At 67.6% G+C, this 17,047-nt stretch carries 16 protein-coding genes; 3 read left to right on the top strand and 13 right to left on the bottom strand.

Annotated elements, in window-relative coordinates:
• Positions 1-11: 11 nt before the first annotated feature.
• On the bottom strand, positions 12-1,451 hold the full coding sequence (locus tag ACI48D_RS21235; RefSeq protein ID WP_435573241.1) for a cytochrome ubiquinol oxidase subunit I: 1,440 nt from the start codon (positions 1,449-1,451) through the stop codon (positions 12-14).
• 202 nt (positions 1,452-1,653) lie between these two features.
• Between ACI48D_RS21235 and fnr the strand changes: the two genes are divergently transcribed.
• Together fnr and ACI48D_RS21245 are read left to right on the top strand one after the other, a co-directional pair.
• Positions 1,654-2,424, top strand: coding sequence for a fumarate/nitrate reduction transcriptional regulator Fnr (gene fnr, locus ACI48D_RS21240; protein ID WP_435573242.1), 771 nt, complete (start codon positions 1,654-1,656; stop codon positions 2,422-2,424).
• 99 nt (positions 2,425-2,523) lie between these two features.
• Positions 2,524-2,838 (top strand): EthD family reductase, encoded by a 315-nt coding sequence (locus tag ACI48D_RS21245; protein ID WP_435573243.1) that lies wholly within the window; start codon positions 2,524-2,526, stop codon positions 2,836-2,838.
• 48 nt (positions 2,839-2,886) lie between these two features.
• Here ACI48D_RS21245 and ACI48D_RS21250 read toward each other — a convergent pair whose 3' ends face one another.
• The 7 genes from ACI48D_RS21250 to ccoN form a co-directional block, all read right to left on the bottom strand.
• Positions 2,887-4,755 carry a DUF885 domain-containing protein gene (locus ACI48D_RS21250; protein ID WP_435573244.1) on the bottom strand — a complete coding sequence of 623 codons (1,869 nt, stop codon included), beginning with the start codon at positions 4,753-4,755 and terminating at the stop codon, positions 2,887-2,889.
• 97 nt (positions 4,756-4,852) lie between these two features.
• The gene (locus ACI48D_RS21255) at positions 4,853-5,365 is read right to left on the bottom strand and encodes a FixH family protein (RefSeq protein WP_435573245.1); all 513 of its coding nucleotides are present in this window, start codon (positions 5,363-5,365) and stop codon (positions 4,853-4,855) included.
• 9 nt (positions 5,366-5,374) lie between these two features.
• A complete protein-coding gene (ccoG, locus tag ACI48D_RS21260; protein ID WP_435573246.1) occupies positions 5,375-6,775 on the bottom strand; it encodes a cytochrome c oxidase accessory protein CcoG in 1,401 nt (466 codons plus the stop codon).
• Entirely contained in the window at positions 6,772-7,695 is a 924-nt protein-coding gene (gene ccoP, locus ACI48D_RS21265; RefSeq protein WP_435573247.1) for a cytochrome-c oxidase, cbb3-type subunit III, read from the bottom strand. Before ccoP ends, ccoG begins: the two co-directional genes overlap by 4 nt.
• On the bottom strand, positions 7,688-7,876 hold the full coding sequence (locus tag ACI48D_RS21270; protein WP_435573248.1) for a cbb3-type cytochrome oxidase subunit 3: 189 nt from the start codon (positions 7,874-7,876) through the stop codon (positions 7,688-7,690). Before ACI48D_RS21270 ends, ccoP begins: the two co-directional genes overlap by 8 nt.
• Positions 7,877-7,898: 22 nt before the next feature.
• Positions 7,899-8,513: a cytochrome-c oxidase, cbb3-type subunit II gene (gene ccoO, locus ACI48D_RS21275; RefSeq protein ID WP_435573249.1), complete on the bottom strand. Its 615-nt coding sequence runs from the start codon at positions 8,511-8,513 to the stop codon at positions 7,899-7,901.
• An 18-nt stretch (positions 8,514-8,531) separates the two neighbouring features.
• The gene (gene ccoN / locus ACI48D_RS21280; protein ID WP_435573250.1) at positions 8,532-9,974 is read right to left on the bottom strand and encodes a cytochrome-c oxidase, cbb3-type subunit I; all 1,443 of its coding nucleotides are present in this window, start codon (positions 9,972-9,974) and stop codon (positions 8,532-8,534) included.
• Between the two features lie 161 nt (positions 9,975-10,135).
• On the opposite strand from ccoN, the gene ACI48D_RS21285 reads away from it, so the two are divergent.
• A complete protein-coding gene (locus tag ACI48D_RS21285; protein ID WP_435573251.1) occupies positions 10,136-10,534 on the top strand; it encodes a TraR/DksA family transcriptional regulator in 399 nt (132 codons plus the stop codon).
• A gap of 82 nt (positions 10,535-10,616) precedes the next feature.
• Here the strand turns inward: ACI48D_RS21285 and ccoS are convergent, their stop codons facing one another.
• The 5 genes from ccoS to ACI48D_RS21310 all read right to left on the bottom strand — a co-directional run bounded on the left by ccoS (position 10,617) and on the right by ACI48D_RS21310 (position 16,997).
• Entirely contained in the window at positions 10,617-10,757 is a 141-nt protein-coding gene (ccoS, locus tag ACI48D_RS21290) for a cbb3-type cytochrome oxidase assembly protein CcoS (protein WP_435573252.1), read from the bottom strand.
• Complete coding sequence (locus tag ACI48D_RS21295) at positions 10,757-13,168, bottom strand: heavy metal translocating P-type ATPase (protein ID WP_435573253.1); 2,412 nt, start codon at positions 13,166-13,168, stop codon at positions 10,757-10,759. Before ACI48D_RS21295 ends, ccoS begins: the two co-directional genes overlap by 1 nt.
• A complete protein-coding gene (locus tag ACI48D_RS21300; protein ID WP_435573254.1) occupies positions 13,165-13,944 on the bottom strand; it encodes a sulfite exporter TauE/SafE family protein in 780 nt (259 codons plus the stop codon). The genes ACI48D_RS21295 and ACI48D_RS21300 overlap by 4 nt, the downstream gene beginning before the upstream one ends.
• Positions 13,941-15,365, bottom strand: a complete 1,425-nt coding sequence (gene hemN / locus ACI48D_RS21305) for an oxygen-independent coproporphyrinogen III oxidase (protein ID WP_435573285.1) — start codon at positions 15,363-15,365, stop codon at positions 13,941-13,943. Before hemN ends, ACI48D_RS21300 begins: the two co-directional genes overlap by 4 nt.
• A gap of 90 nt (positions 15,366-15,455) precedes the next feature.
• Positions 15,456-16,997 carry a methyl-accepting chemotaxis protein gene (locus tag ACI48D_RS21310; protein ID WP_435573255.1) on the bottom strand — a complete coding sequence of 514 codons (1,542 nt, stop codon included), beginning with the start codon at positions 16,995-16,997 and terminating at the stop codon, positions 15,456-15,458.
• Positions 16,998-17,047: the final 50 nt, after the last annotated feature.

Here is a 17,047-nt window from a genome sequence, read left to right on the forward strand (position 1 = left end):
TCAGGTAAGGCTCAGGTTACATTGTCTTCGTTGACGGAGGCGTCCGCTTCGGGCACCGACAGCGGCCGCGCCGGCGTCCGTCCCCTGCCCGGCCCGCCCTGCGGCGTGCGGCTGAGGTCGAAGGCCTGCGGTCCCTTGCGCACCAGCCGCAGCACGTAGGCGATGCCGACGCCGAACACGAACAAGTAGGCGACCACGAATACGGCCAGGCTCAGCGCCAGCGGCCCGGCCGTGATTTTCGAGGCGCCGTCCGCGGTGCGCAGCACGCCGTACACGATCCAGGGCTGGCGTCCGACCTCGGTGGTGATCCAGCCGGCCAGCACCGCCAGCAGGCCCGCCGGCCCCATCCACATCGCCATGCGCAGGAACAGCCGGTGCGTGAACAGCTTTTTCCTGATGCGCAGCCACAGGCTCCAGGCGCCTAGCGCGATCATCAGGAGGCCCAGGCCGACCATGACGCGGAAGCTCCAGAAGAGGATCAGGGAATTCGGCCGCTGGTCGCGCGGAAATTCCTTCAGGCCCTTGATCTGGCCGCCCCAGGTGTGGGTCAGGATCCAGCTGCCGACCCGCGGGATGCCGATCGCGAATTTGGTTTCCTCGTCCTTCATCGACGGGATGCCGAACAGCAACAGCGGCAGCGGCTTGTCGCCCTCGTTTTCCCAGTGACCCTCGAGTGCGGCGATCTTGGCTGGCTGGTGCTGCAGGGTGTTCAGCCCATGCATGTCGCCGACCACGGCCTGGATCGGCGCCACGATCAGCAACATCCACATCGCCATCGACAGCATGGTGCGTACCGCCTCGCCGCGTTGGCCATCCATGCGCCCCCTCAAGAGATGCCAGGCGGCCGAGCTGCCCACGAACAGCGCGGTCGACAGGAAGGCGGCGATCGACATGTGCACCAGCCGGTAGGGAAACGAGGGATTGAAGACGATCTTCAGCCAGTCGACCGGCACCATGCGCCCATCGACGATGGCGTAGCCCTGCGGGGTCTGCATCCAGCTGTTCGAGCCGAGGATCCAGGTGGCGGAGATAAGCGTTCCGAGCGCCACCATGCAGGTGGCCAGGAAGTGCAGCCCGGGCCCGACTTTGGTCCAGCCGAACAGCATCACGCCCAGGAAGCCGGCCTCCAGGAAGAAGGCGGTCAGCACCTCGTAGGCTAGCAGCGGCCCGGTGATGGCGCCGGCGTACTCCGAAAAATAGCTCCAGTTGGTGCCGAACTGGTAAGCCATCACGATCCCGGACACCACGCCCATGCCGAAGTCGACGGCGAAGATCTTCAGCCAGAAGTGGTAGAGGTCGACGAACACCTGGCGCTTCGTCTTCAGCCAGCACAGCTCCAGCACCATCAGGTAACTGGCCAGGCCGATGGTGATGGCCGGGAACAGGATGTGGAACGACATCGTGAACGCGAATTGCACGCGCGCCAGGTCCAATGCCGCCAAGCCGAACATGAAAGTCCCCCTCGCTATTGTCGTGTGCAGAATCTAGCATGGGCCAGGGCGCGCACGATTGGCAGGATGGCAAGGGGCCGGTCCGGCAAAAATGCCACAGTATATGAAATGGCCGTCAAGACCGGGGCCGGCAAGCGGCCCCGAGCGCAGCAACGGGCCGTATAATCCGGATATCGACAGCCAACCGCCTCCTTCCTTCGCGATGACCCAGGCCATTACCTTCCCAAGCGACAACAAGCCCCTCAACGTGCAAGCGCTGAAGGCCAGCTGCGCGGCCTGCAGCATGCACCAGCTCTGCCTGCCGATGGGCCTGGAGGATGCGGACATCGACCGCCTCGACAAGATCATCGGGCGCCGCCGCCGCCTCGAGCGCGACGAAGCCCTGTACAAGATGGGGGAGCCGTTCCGCAACCTGTACGCGGTGCGCTTCGGGCATTTCAAGACCTACCAGGTGAATGCCGCCGGCGAAGCCCAGATCACGGGCTTTCAGATGGCCGGCGAACTGCTGGGCATGGATGCGATCAGTGGCGACCGCTATCGCTGCGATGCGGTGGCGCTGGAAGACAGCGAAGTCTGCGAGATTCCCTTCGCCAACCTGGAAGAGCTGTTCGGCCACGTGCCGGCCCTGCTGCGCCATTTCCACCGCATCATGAGCCAGGAAATTACACGTGAGCAAAACGTCATGCTCCTGCTCGGGAATATGCGGGCCGAGCAGCGTTTCGCCGTCTTCCTCGTCAATAAATCCGCTCGTTACGCCGCCCGCGGCTACTCGCCCACCCAGTTCGCCCTGCGCATGTCGCGCGAAGACATCGGCAACTACCTCGGCCTGACCATCGAAAGCGTCAGCCGCCTGCTGTCGCGTTTCAAGAAACTGGGGCTGGTCGCGATCGACAAGCGCGAAGTGACCCTGCTCGACCTGCCGCGCTTGAAGGCGATGGCGGCGGGGACGGAGCAGTGCAGCCCGATGGCGTGAGTGCGCGTGCTTCAGCGCGCATCAAGTACTTGCCAAGGCCCGGACTTCGGGGCACGATGAGCTCATATGCTCGAGCCACCCACAAGAAGGAGACAAACGATGATCAAGGTGAGCGTCATGTATCCCAACAGTCCCGAAGCACGTTTCGACGACGCCTACTACCGTGAGCAGCACATGCCCATGGTGAAGAAGCTGATGGGCGACTACTGCAAGTACTACACGGTGGACAGGGCGATTTCGGCCGGCCCGTCCGCATCGAATACGCCCTACATCGCCATGGGCCACCTGTTCTGCGACTCGGTCGATGCCTTCCAGGCCGGCTTCGGTCCGCATTCGAAGGAAATCATGGCCGATATTCCGAACTACACCAACCAGACCCCGGTCATCCAGATCAGCGAGGTCGTGGTCGGATAAGCTCACCCGGCGGCGGCAACAGCGCCGCCGGGTGAGGACCTCAGGGCATCAGGCTTGCTTCTGCTGCGCCACCCAGCGCTGCACGATCTCGCCCAGCACATCCAGCGGCACCGAACCGTTCTTCAGCACCACGTCGTGGAAGGCCGGCAGCGAGAACTTGTCGCCGAGTTCCTGTTTCGCCTTGTCGCGCAGTTCGAGGATGCGCAGCATGCCGACCATGTAGGCGCAGGCCTGACCCGGCCAGGCCACGTAGCGCTCCACTTCCTGGGCGCCGATGCCGTAGTCGATCGCCTGCTGGCGCGTCCATCCCTTGGTGTGCAGGCCGGTGTCGACCACCAGACGCCGCGCGCGGAACAGCTCCGAGCCGAGCGCGCCCAGCAGGCCCGGAACGTCTCCCTCGTACCAGCCCTGTTCCACCGCCAGGCGCTCGGCATACAGGCCCCAGCCCTCGCTGTGGGCGCTGCCGCCGCCGAAGATGCGCTGGGCGCGGAACTTCGGCAGATCGGTTCTCTCCTGCTGGATCGCCAGCTGGAAGTGGTGGCCCGGCACCGCCTCGTGGTAGGACAGGCTGCGCATGCGGATCATGTCGAAGCCCGGGCCGCGCATCGGCACCCAGAAGATGCCGGGGCGGCTGCCGTCCGGTGCCGGCAGCGTGTAATGGGCGGCGGCCGACGCTTCCGTCAGCGGCGGTTCGCGGCGCACCTCGACCGGGGCGCGCGGCTTCAGGTTGAAGATCGCATTGCTGCGCTGCTCGGCGTCCGCCACCATCGCCGCGTAATTCTGCAGCAGTTCGGGACGGGGATCGCCCTCGCCCTTCGGCTGGAAGCTGGCATCCAGCTTCTTCATGCGCTCCTCGATCGAGCCCCCGGTGTAGCCGAGCGAACGCAGGTGGCGGTCCATCTCGCCTTCGATGCGGGCGACTTCGCGCAGTCCGATCTCGTGGATCTGCTCGGCCGTCAGGTTGGTGCTGGTATAGGTCTTGAGGGCCTGCTGGTAGGCCGCCAGCCCGCCCGGCAGGCGCGCGATGCCGGCGGTGTCGTTGGTACGCGGGTGGATCTCGGCCATGAAGGCCTGCACGCGCCGGTAGGCCGGGCGGATCTTGTCCTCGACGATGCGGGCGGCGCTCGCCACCGCCTTGGCGCGCGCCGGTTCCGGCACGTCCTGCAGCTTGGCCAGGCGCTGGTCGAGCGTGGTCACCAGCACGTTCTGGTTCGCTTCCGGCTTCAGGAACAGTTCGACCTGGTACTGGGCGCGCTCGAGGATGAAGCGCGGCGGCAGCAGGCCCTTCGCGGCCGCTTCCTTGGCTTTCACCAGGGCTTCGTCCATGCGCTGGCCAACCTGCTCCAGGCGCGCCATGTAGCTGCTCAGGTCGGAGGCCCGGCGCAGCGGATGGGTGTTGGTCATGAAGTTGACCAGGCCGACCTGCACGCCGCCGAACTGGTTGAACACGAAGCTGTTGTCCTCGAAGGGCTCGCTGGCGACGGTATTCGCCAGGCTCCAGCGCATCACCGAAGCCGAGGTGCGCTGCTCCTCGCTCAGCGGGCCGGCCAGGAAGGCGTCCAGGCGCGCCACCCCGGTTTTCGCCAGCTTGACCATCTTCCGGCGCTGCTCGCCGGTCTGCGGGGTCAGCTGGCGGTCGAGCGCGTCCTGTTCGGCGCCCTCGAAGTACTGGGTCGAGGTGGCCGTCTGCGGGTTGGCGCGGACCCAGTCCTCGGCGAAGCGGTCGGCCCAGGTGTCGAAGGCCTTGTTCGGCTTGTCGGCGGCGGCCTTGGCGGCGTGCTTTGCGGCCGGCCTGGTGGCCGCGACGGATTTGTCGGCGGTGACCGCGGTGGCCTGCTGCATGCCGGCGCCGAGCGCCAGCGGGAGGAACAGCGAAGCGATGGTGGTGCGCAGGAGGCGCGAACGGGTATGTGGCATGTCTCTCTTCCAATCTCTATTATTAGTGCCCAACCGTAAAGTTTGGCTCTAAGAAATTTATCATGGAAAAGACGAGCGCGGTGACCCGTGTGTCCCCCTACACCGGATCCGCCACGATTGCCAGTTCCCGCTGCCGCGGCCAGCTCCAGCCCTTCGCCAGCCGCCAGTCGTGCAGCGTGCCCTCGGCGACCACCTGCCAGTGCGTCTGCTCCAGCACCGGCAGCGGCACCGAGAACCTGCCGTCCGCGTCCGGCCGCACCGGCAGCGCCAGGTCGCGCTCCGGCAGGGTCGGATGGGCCAGGCGCAGCGTGAACGGCGCGGACAGTGGCCGGCCGAAGCTCTCGATCCGGCCTTGCAGGCGTCCGCCCTCGTAGCGCAGCTGCAGGACCAGATGCATGGCGCTGGCCGCGCGGTCGCGGCGCAGGTCCTGGTTGATCGCCTTGCCCTGCTTGTAGTAGTCGTCGACCACCATGGCGTCCGGGTGGCCGAGCGCCAGCCAGGTGACGAAGACACCGCCGACCAGCACCAGGGCCGGGCCCAGCATCAGGAACCAGGGCCAGCGGTGGGTGTACCAGGGCGCGGCCTGGGCCGTATTCGATGTGATGTGCATGGGATGGTCCTATTTCGGAACGATGAAAACTGCCTTCTCGGTCACGCGCAGCGACGGATCGTCGAGCGCGCTCACGGTAAAGCGGATCGGATGGGAGCCGCTGCCGGCCTGGCCCGGCTTGACGCGCACCCGCACCGGCACCAGACGCGTCGAGGCGCCGCCCAGCTCGACCACGTCCTCGTCGGCGATGGCGGCCGAGTCGATGCCGTCCACCTCGACGTGGTACAGGTGCGCGCGCTCGGCCGTGTTCATCACCTGCAGGCGGTAGACGTTCTCGATCGTGCCGTCCTCGATCTCGCGCCCCATCGCGCCGCGGTCGCGGATCACGTCGAGCTTGAGCGGCGTGCGCAGCGCCAGCGAGGCGGACAGCGCGCCGGCGATGGCCACGAACACCAGGCCGTAGCCGATCACGCGCGGGCGCAGGATGCGCTGCCTGACCTGCGCAGCGGACCAGCGTCCGGCCAGCGCATTCTCGGTCGCGTAGCGGATCAGCCCGTGCGGCTTGCCGACCTTGTCCATCACGCTGTCGCAAGCATCGATGCAGGCCGCGCAGCCGATGCATTCGTACTGCAGGCCCTTGCGGATGTCGATCCCGGTCGGGCACACCTGCACGCACATGCTGCAGTCGATGCAGTCGCCCTTCCGCTCCGTCTTCGCGGCGTTCTTGTCGACCCCGCGCGGTTCGCCGCGGGCCACGTCGTAGCTGACGATCAGCGTGTCGCGGTCGAACATCGCGCTCTGGAAGCGCGCGTAGGGGCACATGTACTTGCAGACCTGCTCGCGCATCCAGCCGGCGTTGCCGTAGGTGGCAAAGCCGTAGAACAGCACCCAGAACAGTTCCCATGGGCCGAGCGAGAAGCCCAGCGCCTCGTGCGCCAGCGCGCGTACCGGCGTGAAGTAGCCGACGAACGTAAAACCGGTCCACAGTGCGACCAGTCCCCAGGCCAGGTGCTTGGTGCCGCGCTTGCCGAGCTTCTCGGGTGTCCACGGCTGCCGGTCGAGGCGGATGCGCGCGCTGCGGTTGCCCTCGATGCGGCGCTCGATCCACAGGAAGACCTCGGTGTACACGGTCTGCGGACAGGCATAGCCGCACCAGACGCGCCCGGCGACCGCCGTCACCAGGAACAGGCCGTAGGCACAGACGATCAGGAGCGCCGCCAGGTAGATGAAGTCCTGCGGCCACAGGACCAGTCCGAACAGGTGGAACTTGCGCGCGCCGAGATCGAACAGCACCGCCTGGCGCCCATGCAGCTGCAGCCAGGGCAGCCCGTAGAACAGGGCCTGGGTCAGCCAGACGCAGGCCCAGCGCAGCGTCGCGTAGCAGCCCTTCACCTCGCGCGGGTGGATCTCTTCGCGCGCGGCGTACATCTTGATGACCGCTTCCTTCACCACGGGCTCGGAGGCATTCATTTCAGTTCGTCCTCATGCGACAGGCTCCACACATAGGCCGCCAGCACCTGCACCTTGCCCTCGCCCAGGAACTCGCCCCAGGCCGGCATGGTGTTGTTGCGCCCCTTGCGGATGGTTTCCATCACCGTTTCCGCGCTGCCGCCGTAGAGCCAGACCTTGTCGGTCAGGTTGGGGGCGCCCAGCGCCGGGTTGCCGTGCGCGTCGGCGCCATGGCAGGCCGCGCAGGCGCCGAACTTGGGCTTGCCGAAGGCGACCTTCACCGGGTCGGCGGTCAGGCCGGACAGGCTGCGCACATAGTGGGCCACGTTCTCGATGTCCTTGTCGGAGCCGAGCGCCGCGCCCATCGGCGGCATCTGGCCGTTGCGGCCCTTCATGATGGTTTCCTTGATGACGGAGGGTTCGCCGCCGTACAGCCAGTCACCGTCCGTCAGGTTCGGATAGCCCTTGTTGCCGCGCGCGTCCGAGCCGTGGCATTGCGCGCAGTAGTTCAGGAACAGGCGCTCGCCGATCGCGCGCGCCTGCGGATCGCGCGCCACCATCGTGATGTCCTGCTTTAGGTACTTGTCGAACAGCGGTCCGTAATCGGCGGCGGCCTGCTTCACCTCCGCCTGGTAGGCGCCGCTGGACTGCCATCCCAGCTTGCCCGCGTAGCGGCCCAGGCCCGGGTACAGCACCAGGTAGGCGATCGCGAACACGATGGTCAGGTAGAACAGCCCCATCCACCAGCGCGGCATCGGGGTATTCAGTTCGGTCAGGTCTTCGTCCCAGACGTGGCCGGTGGTCTGTTCCGGCTGGCCGTCCTTGCCGATCCTCACCTTGTGCACCGACTGCGACCACAGCAGGATCGCGCAGCCGGCGATGCCCAGCACGGTGATCAGGACGATGTACCAGTTCCAGAAGCCGCTGGTGAAGTCAGACATAATCTTCTCCCGGCGCGTCGGCGTCGGCGTCGGCGTCGTCGGCGAAGGGCAGTCCGGCGGCCTGCGCGAAGTCCTTTTCCTTGCGCAGCACGTAGGTCCAGGCCAGGATGCCGGCGAAGGTGGCGAAGCTGATCACGGTCATGATGCGGCTCGCGTCGTCGAAAATGTGTTGGAGTGCCATGGTCGTTTCCTCAGTGTCTGGCTCAGTTTCTGGATTTGATTTGCGTGCCGAGGCCCTGCAGGTAGGCGATCAGGGCGTCCTGCTCGCTCTTGCCTTCCAGTTCGGCGGGCGCGTCGCGCACTTCCTGCTCCGAATACGGCACGTTCAGGCGCTGCATCGCGCGCATCTTCGGCACGATCGATTGCGGGTCCAGGCGGGTCTGCGCCAGCCAGGGGTAGCCCGGCATGTTCGATTCCGGCACCACGTCGCGCGGGTTGTCCAGGTGGGTGCGGTGCCACTCGTCCGAGTAGCGGCCACCGACGCGCGCCAGGTCCGGGCCGGTGCGCTTCGAGCCCCACTGGAAGGGGTGGTCGTAGACGAATTCGCCGGCCACCGAGTAGTGGCCGTAGCGCTCGGTCTCGGCGCGGAAGGGGCGGATCATCTGCGAGTGGCAGTTGTAGCAGCCCTCGCGGATGTAGATGTCGCGCCCGGCCAGGCGCAACGGCGAGTAGGGTTTCAGGCCGGCGACCGGTTCGGTGGTCGACTTCTGGAAGAACAGCGGCACGATCTCGACCAGGCCGCCGAAGGAAATCACGACCAGCACCAGGCCGATCAGCAGCCAGGGGTTTTTCTCGATCCACTCGTGGGTGAATTTCATGATGGGCTCCTGTTTTCTTTAGGCGTGTTCGGGAGTGGCGGCCGGCGCGCGCAGGACCGGGATGCGCGCATCCACGTTGACGGTGCCGCGCATCGTCAGCCAGGTGTTGTAGGCCATGGTCAGCATGCCGCTCAGGTACATCAGGCCGCCGCCGAAGCGGATCACGTAGTAGGGATAGGTGGCCTTGACGCCCTCGACGAAGGTGTAGGTCAGGGTGCCGTCCGGGTTTACGGCGCGCCACATCAGGCCCTGCATGACGCCGGCGATCCACATCGCGGCGATGTACAGCACGATGCCGATGGTGCCCAGCCAGAAGTGGGCATCGACCAGGGCAACACTCGCCATCTGCTTCTTGCCGGCCAGGCGCGGGATCAGGTAGTACAACGATCCCATGGTGATGAAGCCGACCCAGCCCAGCGCGCCGCCGTGCACGTGGGCGATGCCCCAGTCGGTGTAGTGCGACAGCGCGTTGATGGTTTTAATCGACATCATCGGGCCTTCGAAGGTCGCCATGCCGTAGAAGGACAGCGAGACGATCATGAACTTCAGGATCGGGTCCGAGCGCAGCTTGTGCCAGGCGCCCGACAGGGTCATCATCCCGTTGATCATGCCGCCCCAGGACGGCGCCAGCAGGATCAGCGAGAACACCATGCCCAGCGACTGGGTCCAGTCGGGCAGCGCGGTGTAGTGCAGGTGGTGCGGGCCGGCCCACATATAGGTGAAGATCAGGGCCCAGAAGTGCACGATCGACAGGCGGTAGGAGTACACCGGGCGTTCGGCCTGCTTGGGGATGAAGTAATACACCATGCCGAGGTAGCCGGCGGTGAGGATGAAGCCGACCGCGTTATGGCCGTACCACCACTGGATCATCGCGTCCTGCACGCCGGCGTACATCGAATACGACTTCCACAGCGAGGCCGGCATCGACATGCCGTTCACGATGTGGAGGACGGCGACCGCGATGATGTAGCCGCCGAAGAACCAGTTGGCGACGTAGATGTGCTGCACGCGGCGCTTGACGATGGTGCCGAAGAACACGACCGCATAGGCCACCCAGACGATGGCGATCAGGATCGCGATCGGCCATTCCAGCTCGGCGTATTCCTTGCCGCGCGTGAAGCCCATCGGCAGCGTGATCGCGGCCGCCACCAGCACCGCCTGCCAGCCCCAGAAGGTGAAGGCGGCAAGCCGGTCCGAGAACAGGCGGACCTGGCAGGTGCGCTGCACCACGTAGTAGGAGGTGGCGAACAGGCCGCAGATGCCGAAGGCGAAGATGACCGCGTTCGTGTGCAGCGGACGCAGGCGGCCATAGGTGAGCCACGGGAGATCGAAGTTCAGCGCCGGCCACGCCAGCTGGGCCGCGATCCACACGCCGGCCGCCATGCCGATCACGCCCCAGACCACGGTCGCGATGGCAAACTGGCGCACGACCTTGTAGTTATAGTTTAGACTGGTGCCCACAATGCACTCCCTAGAAGAAAAGAAAGGACGACATCAGGAGCGTAAGTTTCTGAACGTGGAAAATCCTTGATGTGAATCAAAATGTTCAGAATGGGTTGAGGTAGGAAACTACGTGTTGCTGAAAGCGGACGACCGATCAACATTCAACGATAGGACTTCCCATGCCGCCCATCTCACCTGAACTGCATGAAGAAATCGGCAAGCGCCTGCGCAAGGATCGCGAGGACATGCTGGCCGCCGTCCACGCACGCACCGACGGCGACACCGACGACCGCCCGGAGATCTCGCCGATGGCCCACATGGGCTCGAACGACGACGCCCCGGCCGGGGAAATGCTGAGCCACAACGAAGAGCACCTGGCCGAGCACGACACCAATCTGCTGCACGACATCGACACCGCCCTCGGCCGCCTGGAATCCGGCGGCTACGGCATCTGCGTGTCCTGCGGACGCGACATTCCCGAAGCGCGGCTGCTGGCGACGCCGACGGTGCAGACCTGCGTCGAGTGCCAGGAGCGGATCGAGAAGGAACAGCGGACCGGGCGCGGGCCGACGCTCTAGGGGTCAGAGTCCGGTGTTGCTTTCAAAGGGACTCTGACCCCGGTGTTCACTAGGTCCCCGCCTTCGCGGGGACGACGTCGGTTTAGTCCTCATCATTCAGGATCCGCAAAGCCGGCCCATCCAGATCCTCAAACTGCCCGCTCTCCGCCGCCCCGAAAAAGATCCAGACCGCGAACGCCACCAGGATCACGCTCAGCGGAATCAACAGGTACAGGGCTTCCATCACATCCTCCTCAGCCTGAGCGCATTCAACACCACCAGCGCCGAACTCCCGGCCATGCCCAGGCTTGAGAGCCACGGGTTCAGCAGGCCGCTGGCGGCGGCCGGAATCGCCACCAGGTTGTACAGCATCGCCCAGCCCAGGTTCTGGCGGATGATGCGCATGCAGGCCCCGGCCGTGCGCAGCGCCTCGCCCAGCGGCGCCAGGCCCGCGCCGGCGTCGCCCAGCAGCACGCAGTCGGCATGCAGCTGCGCCAGCTGGGCGCCCTGCCCCATCGCGAACGACACGTCGGCGCCGCCCAGCACGGCGGCGTCGTTGATGCCGTCGCCGACCATCGCCACCACCGCGCCCTCGGCCTGCAAGGCGCGCACGGCGTCCAGCTTGTCCTGCGGCAGCTGGCGGCCGCGCGCATCGCGGATGCCGAGCTGGGTAGCCACCTCGCGCACCGCTTCCTCGTCATCGCCGGACAGCAGCACCACGGTCTTGCCCATCTCCTGCAGCGCGCGCACCAGTGCCGGTGCTTCGGGGCGCAGCGCGTCGGCCAGCTCGAAGCGCGCCAGCCAGCGGTCCTGGCTGCCGAGCCAGACCGCGCTGGCGCCCGGCGGCATCCCCAGCGGCACGGTGCCGCCGGCGAGCCCGGCCACGAAGGGGGCGCTGCCCAGGCGGTAACGCAGGCCGGCCACCTCGCCCTCGATGCCCTGCCCGACCACGTTCTGCACCTGGTCCGCCGCGGGGGCGACAGCCCCGCTGCCGGCAAGCGCCTCGCGCAGGGCCTGCGCCAGCGGATGCGCGCTGCCGGCTTCCAGCGCCGCCGCAATCCGCAGGCAATCGATGCTGTCCGCCACGCACAGCGGGACCGTAGCGCGCAGCACCGGCCGGCCGCGGGTCAGGGTGCCGGTCTTGTCGAACACCACGTGGGTGGCGCGCGCCAGCGTCTCCAGCACGTGCGGCTTCACGGCCAGCACGCCGTGGCGCAGCAGGCGCTCCAGCGCGGCCGCCAGCGCGGTCGGGGTCGCCAGCGACAGCGCGCAGGGACAGGACACCACCAGCACTGCGATTGCCGCCGGCCAGGCACGCGCCGGATCGACCGCGCGCCAGAACGCGAACACGGCCGCCGTCAAGGCCAGCAGCACCGCGACGAAGCAGGCGCCGACGCGGTCGGCCCACAGGGCAAGCCTGGGCTTGTCCTGTCCGGCGCGCTCGCTCAGGCGCACCAGCATCGACAGCGTGCTGTCGGCGGCGCTGCTGGTCACGCACAGCGTCACCGCCTGGGCAAGGTTGACGGCGCCGCCGGGCAGCGCGTCGCCGGGACCCATGGCGCGGGTGCGGCTCTCGCCGGTGAGCAGGGCCAGGTCGACCTCGGTCGCGCCATGGACGATCGTGCCGTCGGCCGCCACCGTCTGTCCCGGCGGGACCAGGATGACATCGCCGGGCGCCAGCCTGCCGGCGGCGATGGTTTCGGTGTCGCGCGAAGCCGGCCAGTTCGGTAAGCGCAGGGCCGTGGCGGGCGCCGCGAGCTGCAGTGTCTGGAGCGCCCGCGCGGCCTTGCGGCGGGCGTCGAGCTCCAGCCAGCGGCTGCCCAGCAGCAGGAACACGAACATGGTGATCGAATCGAACCAGACCTGGCCCTGTCCCTGCATCAGCGAGACCGCGCTGCCGGCGAAGGCGGCCAGGATGCCCAGCGCCACCGGCACGTCCATCCCGGGCAGGCCGCGCCGCAGGTCGAGCCAGGCCCCGCGCAAGAAGGGCCAGGCGCAGTAGCTCACGGCGGGCAGCGTCAGCAGGAAGGAGGCCCAGCCCATCAGGGCCGTCATGTCCTGGTCCATCGTGCCGTCGGTGGCCATGTAGACCGGGACGGCGTACATCATCACCTGCATCATCGACAGTCCCGCCACGAACAGGCGCCGCAGCAGCGCCTTGCGCGCCCGTTCCAGCTGGGCGCTGTGGCGGGTGGCGTCGTAGGGATAGGCGGTGTAGCCGATCGCGCGCAGGGCCCTGATGATGGCGCTGGGGCAGCAGGCCTGCACGTCCCAGCGCACCTGCAGGCGCTCGGCGGCGACGTTCAGCACAGCCGATTCCACGCCCGGCAGCGCGGCCACGCGGCGCTCGATCAGCCAGACGCAGGCCGCGCAGCGCAAGCCTTCGACGGTGAACACGGCGTCGCCGTCCAGGCCCAGGTCGTCGTACAGCAGGAGTGCCGGGTCGTTCGCGGCGGCGTCGGCCGTGGCTGCAAAACCGTTGCGGCTGGCGTAGTAATCGTCCAGTCCGGCGCCGGCGATGGCCTCGGCTGCTGCCGCGCAGCCGGGGCAGCACATGACACGTACTTCGCCGCCGACGGTCGCGTGCCAGCGCATGCCTTCCAGCGCCGGCTCACCGCAGTGGTAGCAGGCAGCGACGTCGGCCATCGTGTTCATGGCGCCGCTCCCGGCGTCACGCAGATGGTCTGCAGCCAGCTGTGCGGCAGCCCACCGGCCGCACGCGCCAGGCCGAGCAGGCCGAAGCCCAGCACCAGCGCGCCGCAGGCCACGCGCACGGCGCGCACGCGCAGGCCGGCGCGCAGGCGCGCGCCCAGCAGTCCCAGGCCGAGCAGCATCGGCAGCGTACCCAGGCCGAAGGCCAGCATCGCCAGTGCGCCGCCGGTGGCGGAGCCGGTCAGCATCGCCGTCACCAGCACGCTGTACACCATCCCGCACGGCAGCCAGCCCCACAGGGCGCCGGCCGCTAGCATCCGGCCCGGGCCGAAGGCGATGCCGGGCGCGGGCAGCAGGCGGCGCAGCAGCGGCTGCACATGGCGCCAGACCAGCTGGCCGCCCCGCTCCAGGCGCGCCAGGCCGCGCCACGCATCCATCAGGTAAAGGCCGAGCAGGGCCAGCATCAGGTTGGCCATCCAGTACCCGCCCGCCTGCAGGGCCGGCAGCCGCGCCAGCGATCCGGCGCCCTGGCCGATGCCTGCCGCCAGCGAACCGGCCAGCGCGCCGGCCAGCATGTAGCTGCCGATGCGGCCCAGGTTATACGCGAGCACGTTCAGCAGGGCCGGCGGCGCTGGCCGCGAGCGGTGCAAGGTTACTGGCGCCACCGACAGCGCGCCCACGATCCCGCCGCACATGCCGGCGCAGTGAACGCTGCCGAGCAGGCCGACCACGAACAGGGGCAGCAGGCCGCCGATGTTGACGCCGATGCCCATGCTCATACCGTCTTCGAATAGCGCGGCCCGGCGCCGGGCGTGGCGAGATAGCGGTCGAACACCATGCACACGTTGCGGATCAGCAGGCGTCCCCTGGCGCCGACGCTGACCCAGTCGCCGTTCACGCTCACCAGGCCATCCTCTTCCATCGCCGCCAGCTGCGCCAGCTCGTCCTTGAAATACTCGCGGAACACGACAGGAAAAGCCTGCTCGATGACGGAGATCGACAGCTCGAACTGGCACATCAGCTTCTGGATGACGGTACGGCGCAGGACGTCGTCCATGCCCAGGCGCGCGCCGCGCACCACCGGCAGCTCGTTGCGGTCGAGCGCGTCGTAGTAGGCGTCGAGGGTCTTGACGTTCTGGCTGTAGGTCGCGCCGACCGCGCCGATGGCCGAGACGCCGCAGGAGACGAGGTCGGTGTCCGCATGCGTCGAGTACCCCTGGAAGTTGCGGTGCAGCCGGCCCTGGCGCTGGGCGATGGCGAGCTCGTCGCCGGGCTTGGCGAAATGGTCCATGCCGATGTAGACATAGCCGGCGCCAGTGAGGCGCTCGATGCACAGCTGGAGCATCGCCAGCTTGGCGTCGCTGCCGGGCATGTCTTCTTCGAGGATGCGGCGCTGCGGCTTGAACAGCTGCGGCAGGTGGGCGTAGTGGTAGACCGCGATGCGGTCCGGGTCGGCAGCCACCACCTTCTCCAGGGTCTCGGCCATGGTCGCCGGGGTCTGCTTCGGCAGGCCATAGATCAGGTCAATGCTGACCGAGCGGAAGCCGGCCCCGCGCGCGGCGGCGATGATGGCGCGCGTCTCCTCCTCCGGCTGGATGCGGTTGACGGCCTTCTGCACGTCCGCATCGAAGTCCTGGACGCCCAGGCTGATGCGGTTGAAGCCCTGGGCGCGCAGGCTGTGCACCCGCCCGGCCGACACGGTGCGCGGATCGACTTCGATCGAGTACTCCCCCACTTCGTCCGCGGCGAAGCGGAAGCAGCGCCGCAGGTGGTCCATCAGCTCGCCCATCTGCGCGTCCGACAGGTAGGTCGGCGTGCCGCCGCCGAAGTGCAATTGCTCGACTTCGTTCATGCCCGCGAAGAGGCTGCCCTGCATCTCGACTTCGCGCTTCAGGTAGGCCAGGTAGGTGGCGGCCTTCTCGCGGTTTTTCGTGACGATCTTGTTGCAGGCGCAGTAGTAGCAGACCGTGTCGCAGAACGGAATGTGCAGGTACAGCGACAGCGGCCGCGCGTTGCCGCGCGTGCGGCGGTCGGCCACCGCGTGCAGGTAGTCGCGGTAGCCGTAGCCGTCCGAGAAGCGGTCGGCGGTCGGGTAGGAAGTGTAGCGCGGGCCGGACTTGCTCAGGCGGGAGATCAGGCCGGCGTCGAAGTCGACGGCCGGCTGGAAGGCCATCGGGATGGCTTGGACTGCTGCTTGCATCATGAAGACTCCTTGACTCTATGCGAGAAGTCTATTGATCCACATCAGCAAAATCCTTGACCTGCATCAAAAATTGCGGAGCAGGCTGAACTAGACCTTGAACACCGACAGCGCCTGCGACAAATGGCTGGCCTGTTCGGCCACGCTGCTTGAGGCCGCGGCCGCTTCCTCGACCAGGGCGGCGTTCTCGCGCGTGATGCCGTCCAGCGCGCGCATGGCGGCGTTGACCTGGCCGATGCCGCCGTGCTGCTCGCGCGAGGCGTCGGTGATGCCATGCATGATGCGGGCGGCTTCCTGCACCGAGGCGACCACTTCGCGCATGGTCTGGCCGGCGACGCCGACCAGTTCGTTGCCCTGGCCGACCTTCTCGACCGAGTCTTCGATCAGCAGCTTGATTTCCTTGGCCGCGCCGGCCGAGCGCTGGGCCAGCGAGCGCACCTCGCCGGCCACCACCGCGAAGCCGCGTCCCTGCTCGCCGGCGCGGGCCGCCTCGACCGCCGCGTTCAGCGCCAGGATATTCGTCTGGAAGGCGATGCCGTCGATCAGGCCGATGATGTCGACGATCCTGGTGGCCGAGCCGCTGATCTGGACCATCGTCGCTCCCACCTGCCGGACCGCCGCACCGCCGCGGTCGGCCACGCTCGACGCCGCGCCCACCAGGCCGTCGGCGCGCACCGCGCTGTCGGTGTTGTTGCCGGCCGCCGCCGCGACCTGGGCCAGGCTGGCCGCGGTCTGTTCGAGGCTGGCAGCCTGGGATTCGGTGCGGCGTGCAAGCTCCTGGTTGCCGGCCGCGATGCCGCGCGTGGCCGCTTCGATGGAGGCGACGTTGGTGCGCACGTCGCCGACGATGGCGGTCAGGTTGAGGTTCAGCTGGCGCAGCGCCAGCAGCAGGCGGCCGACCTCGTCGTCGCGGCCTTGCGGCGGCATATGCGAGAGGTCGCCGCCGGCCAGGGCGTGGACCGCGTCCTGGGCCTGTCCCAGCGGGCCGACGATGGAACGCTGCAGTTCGGCCCACGCCAGCAGCGTGAGAATGGCGCCGGTGCCGGCCGCCACACGCCACAACGCGCCGTCGACGGCGGCGGCCAGCCCGGCCAGCAGGACCGCCTGGGCACCCAGCATCAGGCCCAGGCGCCGGCCCAGCGGCACGCTGCGCAGCGCCGACAGGCAGGCCCGCCAGCCGGTTTTGGCGACGGCGCCACGGCGGATCGCCAGCCCGGCCGCCCTCCCTTCGCGGAAACGCCGGTACAGGGCGTCGGCGTGCTTCACCTGCTCGCGGTCCGGGCGGGTGCGTACCGACATGTAACCGACCGTCGCGCCGTTCTCCTTGATCGGCACCACGTTCGCGACCACCCAGTAGAAATCGCCGTTCTTGCGGCGATTCTTTACCATGCCGGTCCACGGCAGGCCGGCTTTCAGCGTTTGCCAGAGGTCGGCGAAGGCCTCGGGCGGCATGTCCGGATGCCGCACGACATTGTGGGCCTTGCCGATCAGCTCATCGAGTTCGAAGCCGCTGACCTCGACGAAGGTCGGGTTGACGTAGGTGATGCGGCCCTTGGTGTCGGTTTTGGAGACGATGGACTGGCCATCCTGGAGGGTGTATTCGATGCCGGTGACCGGTAGGTTGGTGCGCACTGCGGAGCTCCTTATTTCCTTAATGCAATATTTTTCGGGCCGATTTTATA

It is taken from the genome of Massilia sp. LXY-6 (assembly GCF_051233485.1).
Taxonomy (GTDB): domain Bacteria; phylum Pseudomonadota; class Gammaproteobacteria; order Burkholderiales; family Burkholderiaceae_D; genus Telluria.